General features: G+C 31.0%; 20 protein-coding genes and 2 other annotated features. Of the genes, 9 read left to right on the top strand and 11 right to left on the bottom strand.

The window, feature by feature from the left end; genetic code table 11:
• Positions 1–270: 270 nt before the first annotated feature.
• The 3 genes from sdaAA to ACWJKE_RS16480 are packed head-to-tail and all read right to left on the bottom strand — an operon-like array spanning position 271 to position 3,578.
• A complete protein-coding gene (sdaAA, locus tag ACWJKE_RS16490; protein WP_216301876.1) occupies positions 271–1,161 on the bottom strand; it encodes an L-serine ammonia-lyase, iron-sulfur-dependent, subunit alpha in 891 nt (296 codons plus the stop codon).
• Between the two features lie 20 nt (positions 1,162–1,181).
• Positions 1,182–1,859, bottom strand: coding sequence for an L-serine ammonia-lyase, iron-sulfur-dependent subunit beta (gene sdaAB, locus ACWJKE_RS16485; protein ID WP_165412671.1), 678 nt, complete (start codon positions 1,857–1,859; stop codon positions 1,182–1,184).
• Positions 1,860–1,919: 60 nt separating this feature from the next.
• The gene (locus tag ACWJKE_RS16480) at positions 1,920–3,578 is read right to left on the bottom strand and encodes a nucleoside kinase (protein WP_220319576.1); all 1,659 of its coding nucleotides are present in this window, start codon (positions 3,576–3,578) and stop codon (positions 1,920–1,922) included.
• A gap of 126 nt (positions 3,579–3,704) precedes the next feature.
• Between ACWJKE_RS16480 and ACWJKE_RS16475 the strand changes: the two genes are divergently transcribed.
• The 3 genes from ACWJKE_RS16475 (at position 3,705) to ACWJKE_RS16465 (ending at position 5,856) form a co-directional block, all read left to right on the top strand.
• Positions 3,705–4,394, top strand: coding sequence for a DUF421 domain-containing protein (locus tag ACWJKE_RS16475; RefSeq protein WP_216301874.1), 690 nt, complete (start codon positions 3,705–3,707; stop codon positions 4,392–4,394).
• Entirely contained in the window at positions 4,391–4,771 is a 381-nt protein-coding gene (locus ACWJKE_RS16470; RefSeq protein WP_165413649.1) for a DUF4363 family protein, read from the top strand. Before ACWJKE_RS16475 ends, ACWJKE_RS16470 begins: the two co-directional genes overlap by 4 nt.
• A gap of 137 nt (positions 4,772–4,908) precedes the next feature.
• The gene (locus tag ACWJKE_RS16465) at positions 4,909–5,856 is read left to right on the top strand and encodes a ketose-bisphosphate aldolase (RefSeq protein WP_165413650.1); all 948 of its coding nucleotides are present in this window, start codon (positions 4,909–4,911) and stop codon (positions 5,854–5,856) included.
• A 189-nt stretch (positions 5,857–6,045) separates the two neighbouring features.
• Here ACWJKE_RS16465 and ACWJKE_RS16460 read toward each other — a convergent pair whose 3' ends face one another.
• Positions 6,046–7,083 (bottom strand): nucleoid-associated protein, encoded by a 1,038-nt coding sequence (locus tag ACWJKE_RS16460; protein ID WP_216301873.1) that lies wholly within the window; start codon positions 7,081–7,083, stop codon positions 6,046–6,048.
• A gap of 343 nt (positions 7,084–7,426) precedes the next feature.
• On the opposite strand from ACWJKE_RS16460, the gene ACWJKE_RS16455 reads away from it, so the two are divergent.
• From ACWJKE_RS16455 to leuS, 5 genes are all read left to right on the top strand, one after another.
• The gene (locus tag ACWJKE_RS16455; RefSeq protein WP_216301872.1) at positions 7,427–7,975 is read left to right on the top strand and encodes a class IV adenylate cyclase; all 549 of its coding nucleotides are present in this window, start codon (positions 7,427–7,429) and stop codon (positions 7,973–7,975) included.
• Positions 7,975–8,895, top strand: a complete 921-nt coding sequence (locus ACWJKE_RS16450) for a DUF5685 family protein (protein ID WP_462959023.1) — start codon at positions 7,975–7,977, stop codon at positions 8,893–8,895. Before ACWJKE_RS16455 ends, ACWJKE_RS16450 begins: the two co-directional genes overlap by 1 nt.
• A gap of 124 nt (positions 8,896–9,019) precedes the next feature.
• The gene (locus ACWJKE_RS16445) at positions 9,020–9,649 is read left to right on the top strand and encodes a J domain-containing protein (RefSeq protein WP_220286203.1); all 630 of its coding nucleotides are present in this window, start codon (positions 9,020–9,022) and stop codon (positions 9,647–9,649) included.
• 26 nt (positions 9,650–9,675) lie between these two features.
• Positions 9,676–10,176: a hypothetical protein gene (locus ACWJKE_RS16440; RefSeq protein WP_253198072.1), complete on the top strand. Its 501-nt coding sequence runs from the start codon at positions 9,676–9,678 to the stop codon at positions 10,174–10,176.
• A 76-nt stretch (positions 10,177–10,252) separates the two neighbouring features.
• Positions 10,253–10,514: a binding site (T-box leader), on the top strand.
• 96 nt (positions 10,515–10,610) lie between these two features.
• Positions 10,611–13,070: a leucine--tRNA ligase gene (gene leuS / locus ACWJKE_RS16435; RefSeq protein WP_220286106.1), complete on the top strand. Its 2,460-nt coding sequence runs from the start codon at positions 10,611–10,613 to the stop codon at positions 13,068–13,070.
• 87 nt (positions 13,071–13,157) lie between these two features.
• Here the strand turns inward: leuS and ACWJKE_RS16430 are convergent, their stop codons facing one another.
• The 7 genes from ACWJKE_RS16430 to ACWJKE_RS16400 all read right to left on the bottom strand — a co-directional run bounded on the left by ACWJKE_RS16430 (position 13,158) and on the right by ACWJKE_RS16400 (position 21,133).
• Complete coding sequence (locus ACWJKE_RS16430; RefSeq protein WP_216301867.1) at positions 13,158–13,949, bottom strand: GTP pyrophosphokinase; 792 nt, start codon at positions 13,947–13,949, stop codon at positions 13,158–13,160.
• A gap of 53 nt (positions 13,950–14,002) precedes the next feature.
• Positions 14,003–14,692, bottom strand: coding sequence for a metallophosphoesterase (locus tag ACWJKE_RS16425; protein ID WP_216301866.1), 690 nt, complete (start codon positions 14,690–14,692; stop codon positions 14,003–14,005).
• A 308-nt stretch (positions 14,693–15,000) separates the two neighbouring features.
• Positions 15,001–16,221: a tyrosine--tRNA ligase gene (gene tyrS / locus ACWJKE_RS16420; protein ID WP_216301865.1), complete on the bottom strand. Its 1,221-nt coding sequence runs from the start codon at positions 16,219–16,221 to the stop codon at positions 15,001–15,003.
• A gap of 209 nt (positions 16,222–16,430) precedes the next feature.
• Positions 16,431–16,646, bottom strand: a binding site (T-box leader).
• Positions 16,647–16,834: 188 nt separating this feature from the next.
• A complete protein-coding gene (locus ACWJKE_RS16415; RefSeq protein ID WP_216301864.1) occupies positions 16,835–17,245 on the bottom strand; it encodes an ATP-binding protein in 411 nt (136 codons plus the stop codon).
• A 117-nt stretch (positions 17,246–17,362) separates the two neighbouring features.
• Positions 17,363–18,508, bottom strand: coding sequence for an AlbA family DNA-binding domain-containing protein (locus ACWJKE_RS16410; protein WP_216301863.1), 1,146 nt, complete (start codon positions 18,506–18,508; stop codon positions 17,363–17,365).
• A gap of 107 nt (positions 18,509–18,615) precedes the next feature.
• Complete coding sequence (locus ACWJKE_RS16405; protein ID WP_462952791.1) at positions 18,616–19,734, bottom strand: Ger(x)C family spore germination protein; 1,119 nt, start codon at positions 19,732–19,734, stop codon at positions 18,616–18,618.
• Positions 19,727–21,133 carry a spore germination protein gene (locus ACWJKE_RS16400; protein ID WP_462952790.1) on the bottom strand — a complete coding sequence of 469 codons (1,407 nt, stop codon included), beginning with the start codon at positions 21,131–21,133 and terminating at the stop codon, positions 19,727–19,729. The genes ACWJKE_RS16405 and ACWJKE_RS16400 overlap by 8 nt, the downstream gene beginning before the upstream one ends.
• A gap of 129 nt (positions 21,134–21,262) precedes the next feature.
• Between ACWJKE_RS16400 and ACWJKE_RS16395 the strand changes: the two genes are divergently transcribed.
• Entirely contained in the window at positions 21,263–22,342 is a 1,080-nt protein-coding gene (locus ACWJKE_RS16395) for a GerAB/ArcD/ProY family transporter (protein ID WP_462959022.1), read from the top strand.
• Positions 22,343–22,439: the final 97 nt, after the last annotated feature.

The raw sequence follows: 22,439 nt of genomic DNA, 5'->3' as shown, positions 1-22,439 counted from the left end.
ACAACACCAAACTATCATTATTTTGCACTTTCATTTACGTATTCTTCATCAATCCCCTCAAAAATATCTTCACTAATATTTCTGTATGTGTTATACACTTCATTTTCATCTGTATTGTACCACTGCATTTCTATCCCTCCCTTTAATTAGTTATCTCCTTTATTATTCTATTCATTATGATTTTAAAGGTTACTTTACTAAGTGATGTGATATACAAAAAAGAGGGACACCCCGTTTAGGATATCCCTCTCTTAACTTCCAACAATATATTTATTTAAGCGAACCTTGTTTTAATAATATTTTTTTTGCAAGTTCAAGTCCTGTAGGAGTAGTTGCAAGCCCGCCCATAGCTGTTTCTCTTAATTCACAAGGTAATTGTTTTCCCACCTTATACATGGCAATTACTGTATCATCAAAAGGTATTCGACTTGTAACCCCACTCATAGCCAAATCTGCAGTAGTCAAAGCACTTACTGCACCAGCTATATTTCGTTTAGCACACGGCACCTCAACCAACCCTGCGACAGGGTCGCATACTAGTCCTAAAATGTTTTTTATAACAATAGCAGCTGCATTTAGTGCCATAGCGGGAGTACCACCCATCATTTCCACTACAGCTGCTGCGCCCATGGCAGCGGCAGAACCACATTCAGCCTGACATCCACCTTCAGCTCCTGACATTGTAGCATTTTTAGCTATTATAATTCCTACTCCAGAAGCTGTGAATAACGCATTAATTAGCTCATCTTCAGTTTTATTTAACTTCTCTCCTGCTGTAATAATTACTGCAGGAAGTATTCCACAAGACCCCGCTGTCGGCGCAGCGACTATTTTTCCCATGGCTGCATTCACTTCTGAGCAAGAAAGAGCTCTCGCCATTGCTTTTATCATAAATTCACCTGTCAGTGTATTTCCCCCCTGCGCATACCTATTCAGTCTAATTGCATCCCCACCTATTAATCCACTAATAGATCTAGTTTCATTTGTAAGCCCATATTCCGCAGCTTCTCTCATTATATTTAGATTTTTCCTCATCTTTTCAACAATTTCACTACGCGTAAATCCACTTTCTTCTTGTTCACACCTTATTGTATATTCCGAAATCGGTATATTTTTCTCTTCACATACACTTAAAAGTTCTATCCCTTTGTTTACAAACATATTATTTCCTCCTCGCTGTATTACGACCGTTGCACTGGTGATATTTCTCTTATACTGTAAATATCCTCCATAGACTTAATCTTACTTAATACGTTTTCAGTTACTATGGTATCTGTCTCAAACACCATGGCTGCTTTTAGCCCTCTACTATTTCTATACACATTCATAAATGCTATGTTAACATTTCCATCATATAACAAGGTACTTACTTTTGAAATCATCCCTGGAATATCTTTATGGCTAATTATAATTGTTGGATAGTTACCTGTAAATTTAACTGGTTGGCCATCAACTTCAAATATCGAAATATTTCCTCCTCCAACAGACGACCCAACAACTTCAACTATTTTCTCATTTTTTTTTGTTATAATAAACTTTACTGTATTAGGATGAACATCTCCCAAATCGTCCTCAGCAAACTCTATTTGGAGCCCTTGATTTTTAGCTATAGCTAATGAGTCTTTAAGTCTATCATCCCAAGGATCCATCCCTAAAATCCCTGCTACTAATGCTCTATCCGTTCCGTGGCCTTTATACGTTTTAGCAAAAGAACCATGTAAAACAAATTTTACTGATATTATATTTTTCCCTGAAATTATAGCGGCAATTTTACCAAGCCTTGCAGCCCCTGCTGTATGTGAACTTGATGGCCCTACCATAATTGGACCCAATATGTCAAAAACACTATAGTTTTTCATTTGTTTCCCTCCTTGTAAGCATCTGCACAGTATAACGTAATTATTTTATTTCCAGGTGCTTTAGTATTTATAAAAGCAACTTCCGCCAGTAAATTCTCTTATTATTGAATTATCTGGTACTAAATCTTTATCTACATCTTTAAAAAAATTAAGAAAGCTTCTTAATCTACTTGCCTCATAATATACTGGACTTTCTTCCCCAACTTTATTAAGCTCGGCTAATGCAAATTTCTTAAGCACACAAAGCTCATATACTACGCTAGAATTAAACATTGCATCTGCCTGCTCTTGAAATACAAAAATATTTTTTTCCTCTCCACGTTTTATAGAAGGCCACATTTTCAGTGTATCTTCAACGCCGTATCCTCTTGATAAATAATCTCTAACTATTCTCCTTGTCATTCTTACGTCTGTTGTAGAAATCCTGTTGTGATCATCTAAATTAAGCTGTGTTAAAGGACTTATATATATTTTAAATTTACTATCCTTAGATATAGATGAAGTTAAAATCTCATTTAATCCATGTATTCCTTCTACAATCATAACTCCATTTTCGGGCATTTTAATCTTATTACCATGCCATTCCCTTTTCCCTGTTTTAAAATTAAAACTTGGTACTTCAGTCTCTTTGCCTTCCAGTAATAATTTTAAATCCTTATTTATAAGTTCTAAATCTAAAGCATATATAGATTCAAAATCATATTCTCCACTTTCATCTCTTGGAGTGATTTCCCTATTAATAAAATAATCATCTAATGAAATAAATATTGGTATTAAGCCATTTACCCTCAATTGAATCCCTAATCTTTTTGAAAAAGTAGTTTTCCCTGATGAGGACGGTCCAGCAATAAGAACCAATTTCACCTTTTCCCGCTTATAAATCATATCCGCAATATATGCAATTTTCTTTTCATGAAGTGCTTCTGCTACTCTAATTAAATTAACAATATCGCCATTTACCACTTCATTGTTTAGTGCACCAACACTTCCAACACTTAGTATTTCTCCCCATTGCGCTGCTTCATAAAATACTTTAGCTAGTTTTTCGTGTTTATAAAATTTAGGGATTCTATCTGGTTCATCATTTGTTGGATATCTTAATATAAACCCCGGCTCATAGTACATTAAATCAAATATTTTTAATATTCCTGTTGAATAAGCCATAGGGCCATAGAAATAATCATATCTCCCATCTAGTTCATAAAGCTTTATCTCTTTTCCTGTTACATATTTTAAAAGCTTAACTTTATCTTGCATATCATACTGCGTAAAAATTTCCACTGCCCTCTCTTTTGAAAATGCTATCTTTCTTATAGGAATATCTGCTTTTATTATTTCGCTCATTCTGCTTTTTATATCATATATGTCATCAATATCTAGTGCAAGAGTCTTATGAATCTCACCAAATAATCCCTTACTTAAAGAATGTTCGATAGAAATTTTAGCTTCAGGGAATAATTCAGAAATTGCTTTTATTAGTACAAATTGAAGGGTCCTAACGTACGCCATCGTTCCGATTCTACTTGTAATATCTACGAGTTCAAAATCACCCCCATGCGCGATAGTACTTCCTAGCTCATAAAATTTATTGTTGATTTTACCTAAAACTACTGGAAAATCGCTTACTAAATTATTTTTTTTAATAATATCATTTAATATAGTTCCCTCTGGAACTATAATGTTTCTACCATCCTTAAGTCCTATATTGAAACTACGCATACAATCATCCCCTATTTTTAGTAGTTATTACTATTATACTTTAGTTTTTAAAAAATGTATCCTTTCCCCCTTATAATTTTTGAGTTTAAAGGAAACATATACATCATATGTTAAAGAGGTGTTACAATGCTTATTTTAGTAATCAGAACTTTTGTCTTATACTTTACAGTAATATTTATTATGAGGATGATGGGTAAAAAACAAATAGGTGAGCTTGAACCTTTCGAACTTGTGATTGCATTGATGATTTCTAATCTTGCAACCTTCCCCATGGAAGATATAAGAATACCAATTATACATGCAGTTATACCAATATTCACTTTGTTATTTCTCCAAATAGCCACTTCCTATATTGAACTCAAAAGCGAAAAGGCTAGAAAAATTTTAACAGGTACTCCGAGCATATTAATAAAAAACGGCAAAATTGATATTGCAGAGCTCAGATGTCAAAGATTTAATATTAATGATTTATTCGAAGAACTTAGATTAAAAGGGTATTTTAATTTATCCGATATCCAATATGCTATTTTGGAGACTAGCGGTGAGCTATCCATATTGCCTAAAACTAGTATTTCTAATGCAACTAAGGATGATTTAAATATATCCATAGCTCAAGAGTCTTTGCCTATACCTTTAATTATGGATGGCAATATAAATTATAAAAATTTAAATCTTTTAAAAAAAGACATAACTTGGTTAAACAATATATTAAGAAAAAATAATATTTTATGTGCTAAAGATGTTTTCATAGGAATGATTGACTCTAAAAATAAGTTCTATTATCAACTTAAAGAAGGGAAAGATAAGAAAATATGAAAAATGTTATTGTAGCCTTCGGCTTATTTTTTACAATGATTATAGGCATATTTGTATCTATTAATCTTATAAATTATAATTGCGCCCATTTACAAAATTTGAATTCTTCCTTAGAAAGCTATATACTTAAAGAGAACTACGAAGATGCATACAATTTATCACTAGATTATGTAGCTGATTGGAAAAAAGCTTCTAAATTTTTAACTATATATATACATCATGAAGATACAGATCATATGGACAACGAGCTTTTAAAATTAACTCAATATATAAAAATGAAAGATAAGTCTGAATGTTTAGCCACTGTACATAGTATGAAATATCTTATAGATCATATAATGTCTCATGAAAAAGTATCTATAAGCAATATTTTTTGATTTTTTAAATTTATGGGTACAATTTATAGTAAAGGGGTAGAAAATAGTCCAATTATAGCTTATAATTATAACATATCATAAAAGTCCCGCAGGGACAATATATGTCCCTATTACAAAATTTGAAAGGTGGAATTAACATGGCTTTAGTTACTACTACTAATATGTTTAAAAAAGCTTTAGAAGGCAATTACGCTATTGGAGCTTTCAACATCAATAATATGGAAATAATTCAAGGAGTTGTCGATGCTTGTGCTACTCACAAGTCAGCTGTTATACTTCAAGTATCAGGCGGCGCTATGAAATATGCTAGACCTACTTACCTTAGAAAAATGGTAGAGGCAGCTGTAGAAGACACTGGTCTTGACATTGCTCTTCATTTAGATCACGGTTCAGATTTAGCACAATGTAAACTTGCAATAGCTTCTGGATTTACTTCAGTAATGTATGATGGTTCTCATCTTGATTATGAAGAAAATGTAAGAACAACTAAAGAAGTAGTTGAATATGCTCATTCTAAAGGTGTTGTAGTTGAAGCAGAACTTGGAAAGCTTGCTGGAATTGAAGATGATGTTAATGTTTCCGCAGCAGACGCAACTTATACTGATCCAGAACAAGCTGTAGATTATGTAACAAGAACTGGTATTGATTCTTTAGCTGTAGCTATAGGAACAAGCCACGGTGCATATAAATTCAAAGGCGAAGCTAAACTTGATTTTGAAAGATTAGCAAAAATCACAGAAAAATTAGAAGAAGCTGGAAAGCACAATTTTCCAATAGTTCTTCACGGAGCATCTGCAGTTGATCAAGATTACGTTACTATGATCAATGAATTTGGTGGCGAAATGAAAGGCGCAAAAGGAATTCCACTAGATATGCTTAGAAAAGCAGCGTCTATGGCTGTTTGTAAAATAAATATGGATACTGATTTAAGACTTGCTATGACTGGTTCAATAAGAAAAGTACTTACAAAAAATCTTGGCGAAATAGATCCTAGAAAATATTTAGGCGAAGCAAGAACTAACATAACTAAATTAGTTGAAAGCAAAATCACTAACGTTTTAGGTTCTTCTAATTCTTTAAAATAAATTAGATTAAATTCATTTAAATCTAAATTGTTAAAACAAAAATACCCACAGTATATTCTACTGTGGGTATTTTTGTTTTATTTTTTATTATATAGGAAACTATAATGCTTTCATGCGCAGAAAAAAGTATATATTACGTATAATGCATTAATCGTATTGCAATACGCGTAATATATACTTTTTTCTTATCTATTTTTCAACATAATTGCTTACATGTTTAATAACCATATTAATTGTGCCATCACCATTTCTTTGTATTTCAAAGCGACTATTATCATGATATGTTTCTTCATTTACGTATAAATCTATATCTTTATCAATTTTTAGTCTTACTCTTTTTAGCTTTTTGTCTATCCACTCTTTATCAAGACTAATATTTTCTGAAACTCCTTGTTCTGTTATAAATTCAACAAATTTTTCTTTAGTATCATTATTTTCAGAAAACATTTCCTCAGACAATTCTTTAAGATCAATATTATCTTCTTCTCTAAGCTTTCTTTTTATAGTACTTCTAACAACTTCTGCTTCATCTGCATTTTCTGCAAAGTTGTTTTGCGTGAATTTTTCAGCTGCCTTCACGAAGTTTTTAGTAACATCTCTTTCATTATCAATAATTGTGCAACCTAAGAAATCACTTATAAAGTAGTTTGAGCCATATTCCTCATCTTCTTTATTCTTGCTTTTTTTATCGATAACCATTAAATCAAAATTATTTTCATCTCTAATTGGTTTTAAAAACGTACATTTCTGTATTCTTTGAGAACTACCAGGTAATCCTGTAACCTGCGATACTATATCAATGCCTAATTTATTATCCACAAATTCGATAGTGTGCACATAGTTTTTAATATAATCCATTTTAAATATCCCAAGCATTGGTCCAAACTCTGTGGTAAAAGATACTATTACCAAATCACAGGAAGGAACGTTCCCAATAGATCTCATTAAAATAAACATCTGCCTTGCTAGGTCCTTAGATACCGCCAGTAAATTATTCTCACCATTCAAGTATTCTTGTGATAAATCTTTTACTATATTTCGATCGGAATTAAAGACTCCATACTTTAATTCTTCATCCTTTAAGCACTTCTGGATATGTTTCAGTAAATAGTTATATTTTTCTTCATCTAAGTCTAATGCATATTCATTCAAGATAGGTTCATCTGCATTGTTATCTAAAACATGAATAATAGCCTCATTTATATTAACTTCTTTTATATACTCCAAAAAAACACCACCTTAATATTTATCTAAGGCGCATTTAAACAAATAACAAGTCAATAATGCTAGTCCATTTATTTAAACGTGCCCAATTATTATACTATGTATCGTCACTTATAACAAAGTCATATATTGCTATTATCCTTAGTTCTTAACAGACTATTATTGTGACTACCTATTTTCCTGTATTGGAATTTGTAATTTTAAAGCAATATTAATGTTACTTTACTTAAGTTATGATATAATCACAATTAATGGTATAATAAAGAATTAATGATTAGATGTATAAAAATAGAAGCATAACAATTAATAACTGTTATGTTCCTAAGAGTGACAAGGAGGAACTACTTTGAGAGAAATAGAACTTAGAATTATAGATATTGATGTACAAGAAATCCGCAAAAAACTATTAAACATAAATGCTATAAAAGTAAAACAAGAAAATCAAATAAATAATATTTATGATTTCTCGGATAAAAGGTTACTAAACGGCAAAGGCTATGCAAGAATACGAACAGTGCATGATGAACTAACAAATTCCACAGTTCATTACATAACCACGAAAAAACTCATAAGCCAAGAAAAGTATAAAATTATGGATGAACACGAATCAGAAATTAAAGATGCAGCTGCTGCCAAGGGTATATTCGAATCCTTAGGTCTAGAGCTTATACAATCTATTAAAAAATATAGAGAAAGCTATAAATACAAAAATACTCTTATTGAAATAGATATAAATGAGAAGACATTCTGTCCTTTTCCTTACATAGAAATTGAAAGCGAGGATGAATTCGAAATTGAGGAAGTTGTGACTTTGCTCGGTTACCGATTAGAGGATACAACGGCTAAAAGCATTTATGAAATATTAAAATCAAAAAAATCATCAAAGGAACTATAATGTTTGGATATGTAACTCCATGTAAAATGGAAATGAAGATAAAAGACTACGAGAAATTCAAAGCTTATTATTGTGGCCTATGTAACTCTATTAAAAATAATTTTGGAAACCTACCAAGGCTTACTTTAAATTATGATATGACTTTCTTGGCAGTACTTTTGGATGCACTTTCAGAGAATAAATACAATTTTATTAAATTCAAATGTATTATGCATCCACTAAAAAAAAGGATTATGATTAATAATAACCAGGCAATAGATTATGCCGCCTTTTGTAACATTACTTTAGCCTATTATAAGATAATGGATGATGTTTACGATAATAAAACAATGAAAAGTAAAGTTTTTTCAATGTTTTTAAAAAACTATTTATCAAAATCAGATATAGCATATAATGATGTAATGAATTATACAAAAGAAAAGCTTTTATTACTAAATACCCTCGAAGCGGACCATAAGGATCTATGCATTGATGAGCAGCTATCTATAGATGAGCTTTCTCATGTTTTTGCTGACCTTACAGGCTTTATAATATCATTTTATTATAAGACTGCTTCCTTTAAGGATGATTTATATTGGCTTGGGTATAATTTAGGTAAATGGATATATATTATAGATGCTTATGATGATTTAGAAAAGGATATAAAAAGTGATTCTTTTAATGCTATAAATTCATTGTTTAATACTGATAAATTAGATTTTAAAAGTTTTAGTATATCGATAGCACCGCGAATTGATTTTTTATTATCTACCTGCGCGCAGCAATGTTTAAACTATCTAAATAGATTACCTTTAATAAAAAATGAAGCCATATTATGTAATATACTAGAACTCGGACTCATGGAAAAAATGGATAAGGTTTTTAACGACATTTCAGAAGGAAAGCCTCCCACTTCTATAAGTGGGAGTAACATACCCTAACAAGTAGAAAACTTCAGTGGGGGTATAAATATCCTTCTGAAGTCGTTAATATTACATCACCGCAGGTGATGATTTAATAAAGAATGTAACATTAATAATTTAAAAGGAGTGGAATATAAAGATGATAAATCCCTATGAAGTACTTGGTGTAAGACAAGGCTCATCTAAAGAAGATATTAAAAAAGCCTATAGAGAGCTAGCAAAAAAATATCACCCTGATCAGTATGGTGATAATCCTTTAAAAGATTTAGCAGAAGAAAAAATGCAGGAACTAAATGAAGCCTATGATTCACTTATGAAAAATACTAGTTCTTCAAGTAGCAATGGTTCTTCTAACAGTTACAATTCGTCTAATAATTATGGTTCTAATTCAAATAATGACTATACTAATAACAATATATATCAATCTATAAGAATGGATTTAAATAGCGGAAATATCGCTTCCGCTGAGCAGAAATTAAATTCCATGAATACTAAAACTGCCGAGTGGAATTATTTAACGGGAGTGCTTCACCTCAAAAAAGGTTGGCATGATAGTGCTTATAATTTTATAAGCCGCGCTTGCACGCAAGATCCTAATAATATTGAATATAGACGAAGTTTTAATGAACTAAATTCGCGTACTTCAAATTATAGAGATAACTATTATGGCAAGCGTAACAATGATTTTGGCATGGGTAATCTATGTCTTAACTTGTGGTGTGCAGATAGTATTTGTGAATGTTTAGGCGGAGATCTTATATCCTGTTGCTAATTCTATTAATTTAGGAGATGATTTTTATGAAATCTAATAATATTGCTAAGGGTGGAATATTCGCAGCACTTAGTTTAATATTACTATATCTTTCTTCTATTTTCCCTACAAATAAATTTTTTATGTTAGGCATTGCTTCCTGTATTATTCCACTTTCAATTTTAACTACCGGAATAAAGAATACCATTGTAGTATATAGTGCTGTCTCCTTGCTTAGTTTATTTATTATACCTTCAAAGCTTATAAGCATTGCATATATACTAATTTTTGGTTCCTATGGCTTTGTGAAATATTTTATAGAAAAATTAAGGAGTATGATTTTAGAAATTGTGCTTAAGTTATTGTATTTTAATATAGCCTCCGCTATACTTATATTTATTTATAAATTATTTATATTATCAAAACTTCCTAATATAAATATATATTTAACAATAATTGTTATGGAGTTTGCCTTCATAGTATATGACTATGCGCTTACTGTATTTATATCCTATGCAAATAAAAATCTTGTTATGAAATTTAAGTAAATCACATAGCCTTGACACAAAATTCTATTTAAATTATAATGAATAATAATACAATCTTAAACAAATGATACTATAATAAATTGCTTTTATTAGGAGTAGTAGTATTTATAGCATTTTAAAGAGAGCTGCTGTTGGGTCATTAAGATAAATAATGTCCCATAGGTGTGAAGCAGTAATGATATAATATGAACTTGCCTATGAGCTTATTTTTAAGTAAAATCTTACTTGTAAGTAAAAGCTTACTTGTGAAAACAAGTACGGTTAAAACCGTTATATTCTTAAGTGAGGCGTAATGCCTAATTAGAGTGGTACCGCGGAATATTACTTTCGTCTCTTTGTTGAGATGAGGGTTTTTTTTATTTTCTAATTTAAAACTAAGTGGAAAAGATTAATAATTGTTTTTAACCTATAGATCATAATAAGGAGGAATACTAATGGCAAAATATACTACAACTATCGATGAAAAATGGCAACAAATATGGGAAGAAACTAACCTTTATGAATTTGATGAAAATAAAATTGATAAGAAGTTATATGTACTTGAAATGTTCTCTTATCCATCTGGAAGCCAATTACATGCGGGGCATTGGTTTAACTATGGCCCTGTAGATTCTTGGGCTAGAATGAAGAAAATGCAAGGATACAATGTATTTCAGCCAATGGGCTTTGATGCTTTTGGTCTACCTGCTGAAAACTACGCAATAAAAACAGGAGTGCATCCAAAGGATTCTACGAAGCAAAACATTATTAATATGGAAAAGCAATTAAAAGCTATGGGAGCAATGTTTAATTGGGATCATGAAGTTGTTACATGTCGCCCTGATTATTATAAATGGACTCAATGGTTATTCTTAAAACTATTTGAAAAAGGCCTTGCTTACAGGAAAAAAGCACCAGTAAATTGGTGTCCTAGCTGTAGTACAGTACTTGCAAATGAGCAAGTAGTAGATGGCTTTTGCGAAAGATGTAACACTGAGGTTACTAAAAAGAATTTAACACAATGGTTCTTAAAAATAACTGACTATGCTGATGAACTACTAGAAAAGCTTGATACCTTGGATTGGCCTGAAAAAACCAAATCCATGCAAAAACATTGGATAGGCAAATCTACTGGTGCTGATGTTACTTTTAAAGTAGTTGATTCTGATGTAGACTTTAGTGTATTTACTACAAGAGTAGATACTTTATTCGGTGTTTCATATGTAGTCATAGCCCCTGAAAATGAACTTGTAGATGTCCTCACTAAAAGTGAATATAAAGATGCTGTTGAATCTTATAAATATGATGCTAGAAAACAAACTGATATAGAAAGACAATCTATTACAAGAGATAAAACAGGTGTATTTACTGGTTCTTATGCTATTAATCCTATTAATGGACGCGAGGTTCCAATTTGGGTAGCTGACTATGTTCTAAACACTTATGGAACTGGTGCAGTAATGGCTGTTCCTGCTCATGATGATAGAGACTTCGCATTTGCTACTAAATACAAATTGCCTATTGAAAGAGTAATTATTGGTTTTAAAAGTGTAAATGGAGAGGGCGAAAATCTCCCTTATACTGAACATGGAAAAATGGTAAACAGTCAAGAATTTGATGGTTTATCTACCATCGACGGAAAAAAAGCAATTGTAAAAAAATTAGAAAGTATAAGTCTCGGCTGTGAAAAAGTAAACTTTAGACTTCGTGATTGGTTAGTTTCAAGACAAAGATATTGGGGCGCTCCTATTCCAATAATTCACTGCGAAAAATGTGGGGCTGTTCCTGTACCTGAGGATCAACTTCCTGTAGAACTGCCGTACAACGTAGAATTTGCACCAGACGGAGAATCACCACTTGCTAAATGCGAGGATTTTATGAATGTCCCTTGCCCAGTTTGTGGCGGCGCAGCTCATAGAGAAGCTGATACTTTGGATACATTCGTTTGTTCTTCTTTCTACCAATTTAGGTATGTAGATAACAAAAACAATGAAAAAGCTTTTGATAAAGAGTTAGTAAACAAAATGCTTCCTGTAGACAAATATGTAGGCGGACCTGAACATGCATGTGGTCACTTACTATATTCAAGATTTATAACCAAGGCTCTTCGTGATATGGGATATTTAGACTTTGATGAACCATTCTTATCTCTTACTCACCAAGGTTTAATTTTAGGACCAGACGGAGTGAAAATGAGTAAATCAAAAGGAAATACTATTTCTCCAGACATGTACATAAAAGAGTTTGGCGCAGATGTATTTAGGATGTACCTAATGTTTGGTTTCGGTTATATTGATGGTGGAGCTTGGAGTGATGATGGTATAAAAGCCATTGGAAAATTTGTTGATAGAATTGAAAGAGCAATCGACACTGGAATCTGCATTATGTCAAAAGACCTTAATAACAAAGACTCTCTAGGAATAGAAGAAAAAGAATTAAACTACTGGAGACATTTCGCAATAAAAGGTGTTACCGAAGATACAGAAAAACTTCAATTTAATACCGCTATTGCAAGACTTATGGAGCTTACAAATGCTATATTAAAATATTTTAATGTAGACAATATAAATAGTAAATTTTTAAAAGAAGTGCTTGTGGATTACCTTAAGATTTTAGCTCCCTTTGCTCCTCACTTTGCAGAAGAGAAGTGGGAAAGCTTGGGTATGGGTTACTCTGTATTTAATCAAATTTGGCCTAAATTTGATGAGTTTGCTCTTATAAAAGATGAAGTAGAGCTAGCTATTCAAATCAATGGTAAAATTAAATCCAGAATAACTGTATCTCAAGATTTAGATGAAGAAAGTATAAAGGAAATTTCTCTTAAAGATGAAACAGTAATCGCTACCCTAGAAGGTAAAACTGTTCGTAAGGTTATTATAATTAAAGGACGACTAGTTAATATAGTAGCTTCTTAGTAAGAACTACATATAGTTTTTACAGTTTAAATTCGAATTATTATAAAAGGAGAGTAGAAATTTTTAATTTCTACTCTCCTTTTCAATTTAAACTCTATACATATCTAATGTTTTTTGAGTTGCGCGAAGTAAGCTACTAATTTCATAAACTTCTCCTTCTTCTATTAGCTTATTTAATTGTTCTCTATACCTAGCTGCATCCGTTGACTTTCCAAGCGACGAAAGCACAAGTATATTATTCATTATATCCGACACCAAATTAGATTTTACCTCAAACAATTTTTGTGCATCTTTAATTTCATCTTTAATTTCTAGCATCTGTTCATCTAATTGAAAAGCAGCATCTGCAGCATTTTTAAGTTTTGCCCTTATATTCTCTGGTATATCATGCTTATATTTATAATTTAGAGAATGCTCTACTGTAGCCCAAAAATTCATTGCCAAGGTTCTAATTTGAAATTCTGCTAGTATTTCGGTTTGACCATCAGCTAAGTTTACAGGATACTTTATAATCATATGATAGCTTCTATATCCACTACCTTTTACATTTGCAACATAGTCTTTTTCATAAACCATCTGCATATCACGTCTTTCACGGATTAGATTCACCACTTTATCAATATCATCTACAAACTGACACATTATCCTTATACCTGCAATATCTTCCATTTCATATTCAATTCTATCCAGAGGGATACCGAATTTATTAGCTTTCTCAAGAATACTAGATATTTCTTTAACCCTCCCGGTAACAAACTCTATAGGTGAATACTCATTTTTTCGTCTATATTCTCTTCTTATACTTTTAAATTTTACTTTTAACTCTTCTACACCCTGTTCATAAGGAATTAAAAATCTTTTCCACTCTCTTATTGCCATATACTCAGTCCTTTACATAAAATTTCATATCCACATTGTATTAACTTTTGATACTATTCTAATATTTTTAAAGGATCGAAGTTTAGATAATCACAAGAAGTAACTATATATTCTACGCCTTCTATATTTCCTTCATATAGCCTATTTAAAGATGGTCCATGTAAATGACCATATATGACCTTGCATACATTATATTCTTTTACTATTCTTATAAGTTCAGTCTCCTCAAACTTATCATTAGTAGGTGGATAATGAAGCATTACAATAAATTTATTATAACCCTTTTTCACTGCCTCATCGAGTGAAATTCGAAGCCTTATTAACTCTCTATTATATATTTTTTCATCATGAGTTGTAAATCTTGTATTTCCTGGGCAATTCCATCCCCGTGTTCCGCATATAGCAAAATCTTTGTAGTTAAAAAAGTTGTTTTGGATAAAATCCATATCCGCGTAGAGAGCATTAAGCTTCGTGATACCACTCCACCAATAGTCATGATTTCCTTTTATAAGTATTTTTTTACCTGGAAGCTCATGAATCCATTCTAAATCTTCCACACCCTCAGAAATATTCATGGACCATGAAATATCCCCTGCAATTAGTACAGTATCATCCGCTGAAACTTTGCTAAGCCAATTTTCTTTAATTTTTTCATTATGATTACTCCATTTATCTCCAAATATATCCATGGGTTTATCTGAATTTATAGATAAATGAAGATCAGATATTGCCCACAACGCCATAATATACCTCCTTATTAATCGTTTAGTTTTTTTCCATTAATTATCTATATCCGTTACATAAGCAATAACCTTAGCTATTGCTACACTCATTAGTGCTCAAAGTTTAACCTTAGTCATTTTTTTAATGTCTCTATGCTATTATACCTTTATATTGATTGTATTAAAACTTCTATCACTAAAAAATTCTCCCCAACTTGCCTTTAACCCTTCTCCAGCTTCAAAAGATATTTTACTAAAAGCTTTTTACCACTAAAAGAAAAAAGCAAAGTTAAAATATTAATTTCAACTTCGCCCTTTTTAAATAATTGCTATTCTATAGTTAAAGAATAGTATTTTTTCTTTCCTTTTTTAATAAGTACACAACCATCTTTAAAATTTTCTTCTAAAAGTGTTGCATTCTTATCTTCAATCCTTTTATCGTTAATAGTTAATCCGCCCTGCTCAATTAATCTTCTAGCTTCTGCTTTTGATGGCACCACTTTAGTGTACACCAATATATCCATCAATCCCGCATTCTTCATGTCGCACGGTATAGATACTTTAGGTACGCTACTCATATTAGTTCCACCACCAAATAATGCTTCTGCTGCGGTCTGAGCTTTTACAGCTTCTTCTTCTCCATGAATAAGTTTTGTAACCTCGAAAGCTAAAACTTTTTTAGCTTCATTGATTTTTTCATCTTTTAAAGCACTTAAACGCCTAACTTCATCCATTGGTACAAAAGTAAGTAACGATAAGCATTTTTCTACATCTAAATCTCCAATATTTCTAAAATATTGGTAAAAATCATAAGGAGATGTTTTATCTGCATCAAGCCACAGAGCTCCATTTACAGTTTTACCCATTTTAATCCCTTCGCTATTTGTAAGTAGTGTGCAAGTCATTCCATAAGAAGCTTTACTTTCTTTTTTTCTTATTAGTTCTATACCAGCAATTATGTTAGACCATTGATCATCTCCACCTAACTCCATAGTACATCCATATTTTTTATTTAACATTAAAAAATCATATCCTTGCATAAGCATATAGTTAAATTCAAAAAAAGATAAACCTTTTTCTAACCTCTGTTTAAAACACTCAGCAGCTAACATCTTATTTACTGAAAAATGTACTCCTATATCTCTTATAAAATCTACGTAATTTAAATTTAAAAGCCAGTTTGCATTGTTTTCAAGGATTGCTTTACCATCACTAAAATCTATAAGTTTTGAAAGCTGTGATTTTATACAAGATATATTATGATCAATTTCTTCTTTTGAAAGCATTTTCCTCATATCTGTTTTACCAGATGGATCACCAATCATTGTAGTTCCACCACCAACTAAGGCTATGGGTCTATGCCCTGCTCTTTGCATATGTGCCATAAACATCATAGTTATGAAATGTCCAATATGTAGGCTATCCGCTGTTGGGTCATATCCTATATAAAATGTTACCTTTTCCTGTCCTAATATTTTCTTCATTTCATCCTCGTGAGTAAGTTGTTTTATATACCCTCTCTCTAAAAGCGTATCATATACATTTTCCATAATTTATTCCTCCTTATTTTAACGACATTTCAAAATGAAAGTCTTCCTCTTCTATACTATGGTATCCCATAGTATAACAAAGAGAAAAGTTCAGTTGAAACCTAAGTCTCCTTTTGAAGTCGATATACTTATCTTCTGCGAAGCTGTGAGCACCGCAGGTGATGATTTAATACTGTGTTATTTTTTGAAATAAAAAAAACGCCTCCTAAGAAAGGGACGAAAAAATTCCGTGGTACCACCCAAATTGATTTAACAATCCGCTCATTCCTTATAACGTAAGGTTAACCCGTCTCAGCTTACTTTTTAAAATCTTATTTCAGCTTAAAGCTCCAGAATGTATTTCACTATATTCCTTAACTAGTTCACACCTACCACTAGCTCTCTTAATAATTCCTACAGTTACTTTTTTCTTTCATAGCCTTTTAGATATAATTATTCATGTTATTAATTATATATGTGTATTTATAATATATCAAATGATATATTTGCTTGTTATAATTGATTAAAACCCTATATATACTATTTACGTTTATTTTCAACTATTTTCTCCATATACAATAAAAGCAGGGCTGAAAACCCTGCCTTACATTCACATAAATAATATTCTATCTCTTTATGTGATATAATTCTTTAAAAATTGTGGTGGATTTAAGCATTCGCAACCTATATTCACATAAAATTCCAAGTTATACTTATTAGCTAAAATATCCATTTTAGAAAACAATTGTGCCGTATGCTCAAGTTTATCATCAATAATATTAAATACACCATCAACAAAGATGGTATCAATATCATAATCTCTAGAAAGCATACCGCACAAAAATCCATAAAAATCATCATGACTTTTTAAATTGAACTCATTTATTGCTACAAGTCTCATTTTTGTACTTAATTGCAACGTAGCTTTAGTATCATCATCAATATATACTATGTTTCCTTTAACTTTATCAACGGACTGGTTGGCTAATTTAATTAGAGCTTTAGTTTTACCTGAACCCTTTTTACCACAAAATACATGAATCATGTTAAACGCCTCCTATTTTATCTAATATAACCAGATAATTATTAAATAGGTCTACTCGTACACAATATTTTTATACATATTATATGTTATTCGTAATATATTCACAATATTATAGTTTTAAATAAAGTTCTTAATCCCTGGGAAAATCACCTTAAAAGTATTATCATCTTTTGAATCTACAAATATTACCTTACCATATTTTGAAAAATCTTTTTTCATTCGTGCAAATCCTCTTCCTGATTTTATAAATCTTTTTCTATCATCTAATGCTATTAACTTATCATATATCCACATATTCCTTTTTAAATAATTATGGGTATTAATTTCAGTTGAAAATAATAGGTTACCTGGACTAAATACGCTTACACTGTTATAGCTTACCACTATTTCAATTTCCTTATAAAATATAGTATAATCTCTATAAAGTATTGCGTTTTTTACAGCCTCATACACTGCAGCAATAGGATAATTTACTGGAAATATATTTTTAAAAAATTCTTCTGTCCTATCTAGCATATCTAATAAATTCCCTTGCACAATTATAACCTCATCAAAGTTATCGTTTACCTTATTTACTATCTTTATCATATTATGCGGTAAATAGATACTGTTAATTGAAGAAAATACCAATAATCCCCCTAGTGTTACTACCCTCTTATTATAATCTCTTTCAATAAAAGTTATTCCTGCATTGTCCATAAATCCTAATCTACTGTTATCATTTACTAAAATGCCCTTATTTAAAAAGTATTTATTAATTATATTAAAATCTAAACTACTAATACCACTATTTACAATAGGTATAGTTTCGATATTGAGACTTAGATTTTCTTGTAAACAAGAAATTAATTCTTCTTTTCTCATAGTATCTGTTGTGGAACCTCTCCTAATGTAAAATGCACCATTCTCCCTTAATTGATAGGGCCTTTGACCACCATCATATATAGTTATAATCGCCAAATTTTTGCTTTGAAATGTTACGAAATCTAGCGATACTGGAATAGGCGGTTCACATCTTGAACTTATAATTTGTTGTAACTGTTCTTCTTTAAAGTCACATACCTTAATACCTATGATTTTTTTCGTTTTATCCTCTACTCCAATAACAAGGTATCCCCTTCCTCCACGGGAGTTGGCTATAGCACATATATCTTTAGCTAATTCTCTTTTACCACTTTCTATTAATATATCAATTCTTTGCTTGAAATCTAATTTTGTACCCTCATCCCTCTTTAACAATATGCTAATTTTTTTGCTATCCATATATTTCACTCCAACCGCGCTATAGTGATATATTATGCTTATAGTAGTGCAATGTTTCCAAAGTATTATACCTTACAACAAAAGACGATGGAATACCACCGCCTTTTTTATTGAAAGTTTTTAACAGTCCCGGTGTTCATTATTTTCACTTCAACTTCAACTTTTAGCTCAGTTTTTTTAATAATATCATCATTTTTTATCTTTGGATATTTTGCATGAAATTGCTCCGTTATATCAAAAATATCCATATTTAATGCCTTATATTTTGCAAACAGATTATTGCAGGCTTTCAAAATATTTTCTTCTGACTGCTCCTCAATTTTACTGATATTTTCTTTTGTAAGTGTAATTTCTTTTTGAGCTTCTGCTAAATCCACCTTAACTTTAATTTTCTTTTTTAAATGAACAATATTATCATCATAACTGATTTCTGTCTTAGTTTTACTTTTTAATATTTCTAAAGTTACAAATTTATTAGCATCACGGGGATTAGTTACTTCTAAAGTACCACCTAAAATAGTGTTCATTAAAAAGTTAAAGCCTAAGCCTTCATCTCTTTGTAATACACTAACCATTTTATCGTCTTTGATCACAGCTCCGCCATTTACTTCTAATTTTGGCTCTAAAGTATCTTTTGCGATATCTATTATTGTTACTACATTTACTTTATCTCCAATTTTTCTTTGATTGTAAAACTCATTTAAACTTAGTTTTACAGCTCTTGAAGATGATCCAATATTTTCTATAAGTTGCACTACAAATAATCCAATATATTTTTCTTGAAGAATATTTAGCTTCATAAGTTTTTCTGGATCTCCTTGATATACTGCAATATATGGTCTTATAAGCAATTCTTGATCACGACTCATAAAATCTATGAAATTATCAACACCGAATTCTGCAGCCTTTTGAGTAAATATTACGGCATTATTCTGTGTATAGTTTAATTTATAACTAGAAATAGCATTCATATTTCTGACAGCTTCAAACATTGTTTTTCCTGTTGCTTTAAATAAGATTCTTTGATCCGTCCCTTCAGGTGATGTTCCTCTTACTCCCTTAAACGCTTCAGCATATAATATAGGATTACCGGTATTATCTGCATCTATTACTAATGCAGAAATAAATAAAACCTTATTAATATCCTTATAACTAAAACATGATGTCATAGTAAAACAATTCGTTATTATGCATATTATAACTAATATTTTTTTATACTTATTCATTATAATCATCCCTATCAAAAATACTATTTGATATCTTGCTAAGATCTTTTCTATATAATATATCCTTAAATTTAAAGCTTTCTAGTGTACCTAAAGGGAATAAATATGGATATCCACAACTCTCTAGTCCCGCCATATGTGAGATAAAAATAAAAAAACTAATGTAAAATCCTGGTAATCCAAGCACTGAGGAAAACACAATAATAATTATATTCCATATGGATAGAGCGCCATAAAGCTTAGGCACTAAAAAAGAAGAAATAGATGAAATTGCCACAATTACTATAGTGCTTTGTGAGGCTAAACCTGCTCCCACTGCAGCATCGCCTAAAATTAAAGCTCCAACAATGCTCATTGCCTGGCCTATGAGTTGTGGCAATCTTATTCCTGCCTCCCTAAGTAATTCAAAGAAAAAAGTCATTAGTAGTAGTTCTATAACAGTAGGCAAAGGTACTCCTGCTCTAGCGACTGAGAGTTTTACGGCAAATACCTCTGGGATAAGCGAAAAGTGAAAAGTAGTAATCGCCAAATATACCCCTGACAATAAGGTAGCTGAAAAAAAACTAAACACCCTCATAAGTCTTGATAGATTAGTAAAATACTTATTAGAATAATAATCATCTGGTGTTTGAAAATTATCCACAAAAAAATACGGTGCAGTAATTACAAAGGGGGTTCCATCTACGATTATTGCCACTTTCCCTTCTAAAAGCTTTGATGCTGCCACATCTGGTTTTTCGGTAGTTCCTATTGTGTCAAATGCGGTGTTCTTATTTTTTAATTCTTCCTCAATGTAATTTGTGTCTAAAATAAACTCTAATTTTATATTGGTCACCTTTTTCCTTATATAATCAACAAGTTTCTTCGGGGCCACACCTTCTATGTAGCATATTACTGCCACCGTATTAGATTTGCTCCCTAAAATTATCGGCTCAAATTTCAAATTTGAATTTTTTATTTTACGCCTAATCATTGATACATTATCTACAAAAGCTTCCGTGAATCCTTCCCTTGGTCCTTTAATTACATTTTCTGTAGAAGGCTCTCCCACACTCCGCCTCACATATCCCTTGGCCTCACAATAAATTGATTTATTTGCAAAAGAAAATATAAGCACCAAGTCTCCAGATAAAATGTGATCTATAGCCTCCTTATTACTATTAATATCTCCAATGCTATTAGCTGGTAATACTTCTTTTTTTATATACTCTAAATCTACAGTTGTAATTTTATGTTGTATTAGAGGGTTAAATATATATTCACTAATAAATTTAGAATCACATAAATCATCAATAAATACGCCGAATATTATTCCCATATCAGTCTCTATCTCTCTATATTTGATATCGTAGCTATTTTTTAATTTTTCTTTAATATAATCTATATTTATTTTTTCCATTTTAATCACCCAACTTATTATTTGTAATATTTAAGTTTAATATTCTCAAATTGGGAAATAATACAACTATATTGCAAATTTTATTACAATGCAATTTAGAATCAAAACAAGGAGGAGACAAGAAAAAAAATGGATAAGCTAAATACAAAACATTTAATGTTCATAATTTGGGGAACCTGCATTGTAGCAATGAAAACTTACCCCAATGTATTCATTATAAATGGAGGTAGAGATTCCTGGATTTCCGTCACTATTGCTTCTATTATTTTATTATTTTATTTTATTTATTTGATTTTTGTTTGTAAAAAATGCAATTGCTATGATATGGACAAAATATACCATAAAGCCTTAGGTAAAACCATGGGAGACATCTTTTTAATTTTATTTATCATAACTTTAATTGTCAGCTTAATAGAGAGTTGCTCTGTAGAATCAAATGCCTTGCATCTAAATCTGCTTTCAGATACTCCTCCTTGGTTTTTTCTCTTGTTTATAATAATACCCGCCGTTTATATTACAAAGAAGGGTACTAGAGCGATAACTATAGTTACTATTTTAGTTATTTGTCTTACTATGATAGCCGGGATAAACCTAGCAATTCTTACAGCTAAATATAAAAAGTTTAGTCACCTACTTCCTATAATGGCGGATGGCGTCACTCCCTCTTTTATTTTATCTATAATAAAGGCCCTTGGATGTTACGGTAGTATAGCTGTTTGTATCCCATTTTTGTCTAGGGTAACTAATAAGTCAAAAATCACAAAACATTGCGTTATTGCAATATTAATAGTAATACAAATGGAGATTTTCGCAAACATAGGCGTTTTAAGTACCTTTGGCGTAGTTAGAGCCTTGGAGATTAACTATCCTAAACTCATACAAACTCAGTTAGTTGATTATTTCGGGTTTATAGAAGGAGGGGAGTTTTATGTAATGCTTCAAATGGTAGGCGGCTGGTTTATAAAATATGTATTAGAGCTAACCGCTATCATGATTTTATTAAAAAAGCTTTCCTTCTCTAATAAATATTGGATATACATTATTACTTTATTTGTATTCATAATCTCCTATTTCATTTCCGCTAAAGTAGTATTATTATATAAATTTTTAAATCTTTACGTCTATTTTTCTGTAATAGGCTTTATGTTAATACCAACAATAATTTTCACTGTATTTTACTTTAAAAGTAAAAAAAGCGCTAGAGACTAAAAAAAGTATATATTACTATTAATGCATTCACTTCGCTAAGTACTACTAATTTTATTTTTAATTAATCTGCTGCAAAACATAAACTCGCTATCGCAAG

It is taken from the genome of Clostridium sp. CM036, assembly GCF_055081135.1.
This window is presented reverse-complemented; position numbering and strand designations above follow the sequence as displayed.

What these genes read in the sequence shown, in the direction of transcription:
- sdaAA (WP_216301876.1), bottom strand. Translation starts at nt 1,161, where the DNA reads ATGTTTGTAAACAAAGGGATAGAACTTTTAAGTGTATGTGAAGAGAAA.
- sdaAB (WP_165412671.1), bottom strand. Translation starts at nt 1,859, where the DNA reads ATGAAAAACTATAGTGTTTTTGACATATTGGGTCCAATTATGGTAGGG.
- ACWJKE_RS16480 (WP_220319576.1), bottom strand. Translation starts at nt 3,578, where the DNA reads ATGCGTAGTTTCAATATAGGACTTAAGGATGGTAGAAACATTATAGTT.
- ACWJKE_RS16475 (WP_216301874.1), top strand. Translation starts at nt 3,705, where the DNA reads ATGCTTATTTTAGTAATCAGAACTTTTGTCTTATACTTTACAGTAATA.
- ACWJKE_RS16470 (WP_165413649.1), top strand. Translation starts at nt 4,391, where the DNA reads ATGAAAAATGTTATTGTAGCCTTCGGCTTATTTTTTACAATGATTATA.
- ACWJKE_RS16465 (WP_165413650.1), top strand. Translation starts at nt 4,909, where the DNA reads ATGGCTTTAGTTACTACTACTAATATGTTTAAAAAAGCTTTAGAAGGC.
- ACWJKE_RS16450 (WP_462959023.1), top strand. Translation starts at nt 7,975, where the DNA reads ATGTTTGGATATGTAACTCCATGTAAAATGGAAATGAAGATAAAAGAC.
- ACWJKE_RS16440 (WP_253198072.1), top strand. Translation starts at nt 9,676, where the DNA reads ATGAAATCTAATAATATTGCTAAGGGTGGAATATTCGCAGCACTTAGT.
- leuS (WP_220286106.1), top strand. Translation starts at nt 10,611, where the DNA reads ATGGCAAAATATACTACAACTATCGATGAAAAATGGCAACAAATATGG.
- ACWJKE_RS16430 (WP_216301867.1), bottom strand. Translation starts at nt 13,949, where the DNA reads ATGGCAATAAGAGAGTGGAAAAGATTTTTAATTCCTTATGAACAGGGT.
- ACWJKE_RS16425 (WP_216301866.1), bottom strand. Translation starts at nt 14,692, where the DNA reads ATGGCGTTGTGGGCAATATCTGATCTTCATTTATCTATAAATTCAGAT.
- tyrS (WP_216301865.1), bottom strand. Translation starts at nt 16,221, where the DNA reads ATGGAAAATGTATATGATACGCTTTTAGAGAGAGGGTATATAAAACAA.
- ACWJKE_RS16415 (WP_216301864.1), bottom strand. Translation starts at nt 17,245, where the DNA reads ATGATTCATGTATTTTGTGGTAAAAAGGGTTCAGGTAAAACTAAAGCT.
- ACWJKE_RS16410 (WP_216301863.1), bottom strand. Translation starts at nt 18,508, where the DNA reads ATGGATAGCAAAAAAATTAGCATATTGTTAAAGAGGGATGAGGGTACA.
- ACWJKE_RS16405 (WP_462952791.1), bottom strand. Translation starts at nt 19,734, where the DNA reads ATGAATAAGTATAAAAAAATATTAGTTATAATATGCATAATAACGAAT.
- ACWJKE_RS16400 (WP_462952790.1), bottom strand. Translation starts at nt 21,133, where the DNA reads ATGGAAAAAATAAATATAGATTATATTAAAGAAAAATTAAAAAATAGC.
- ACWJKE_RS16395 (WP_462959022.1), top strand. Translation starts at nt 21,263, where the DNA reads ATGGATAAGCTAAATACAAAACATTTAATGTTCATAATTTGGGGAACC.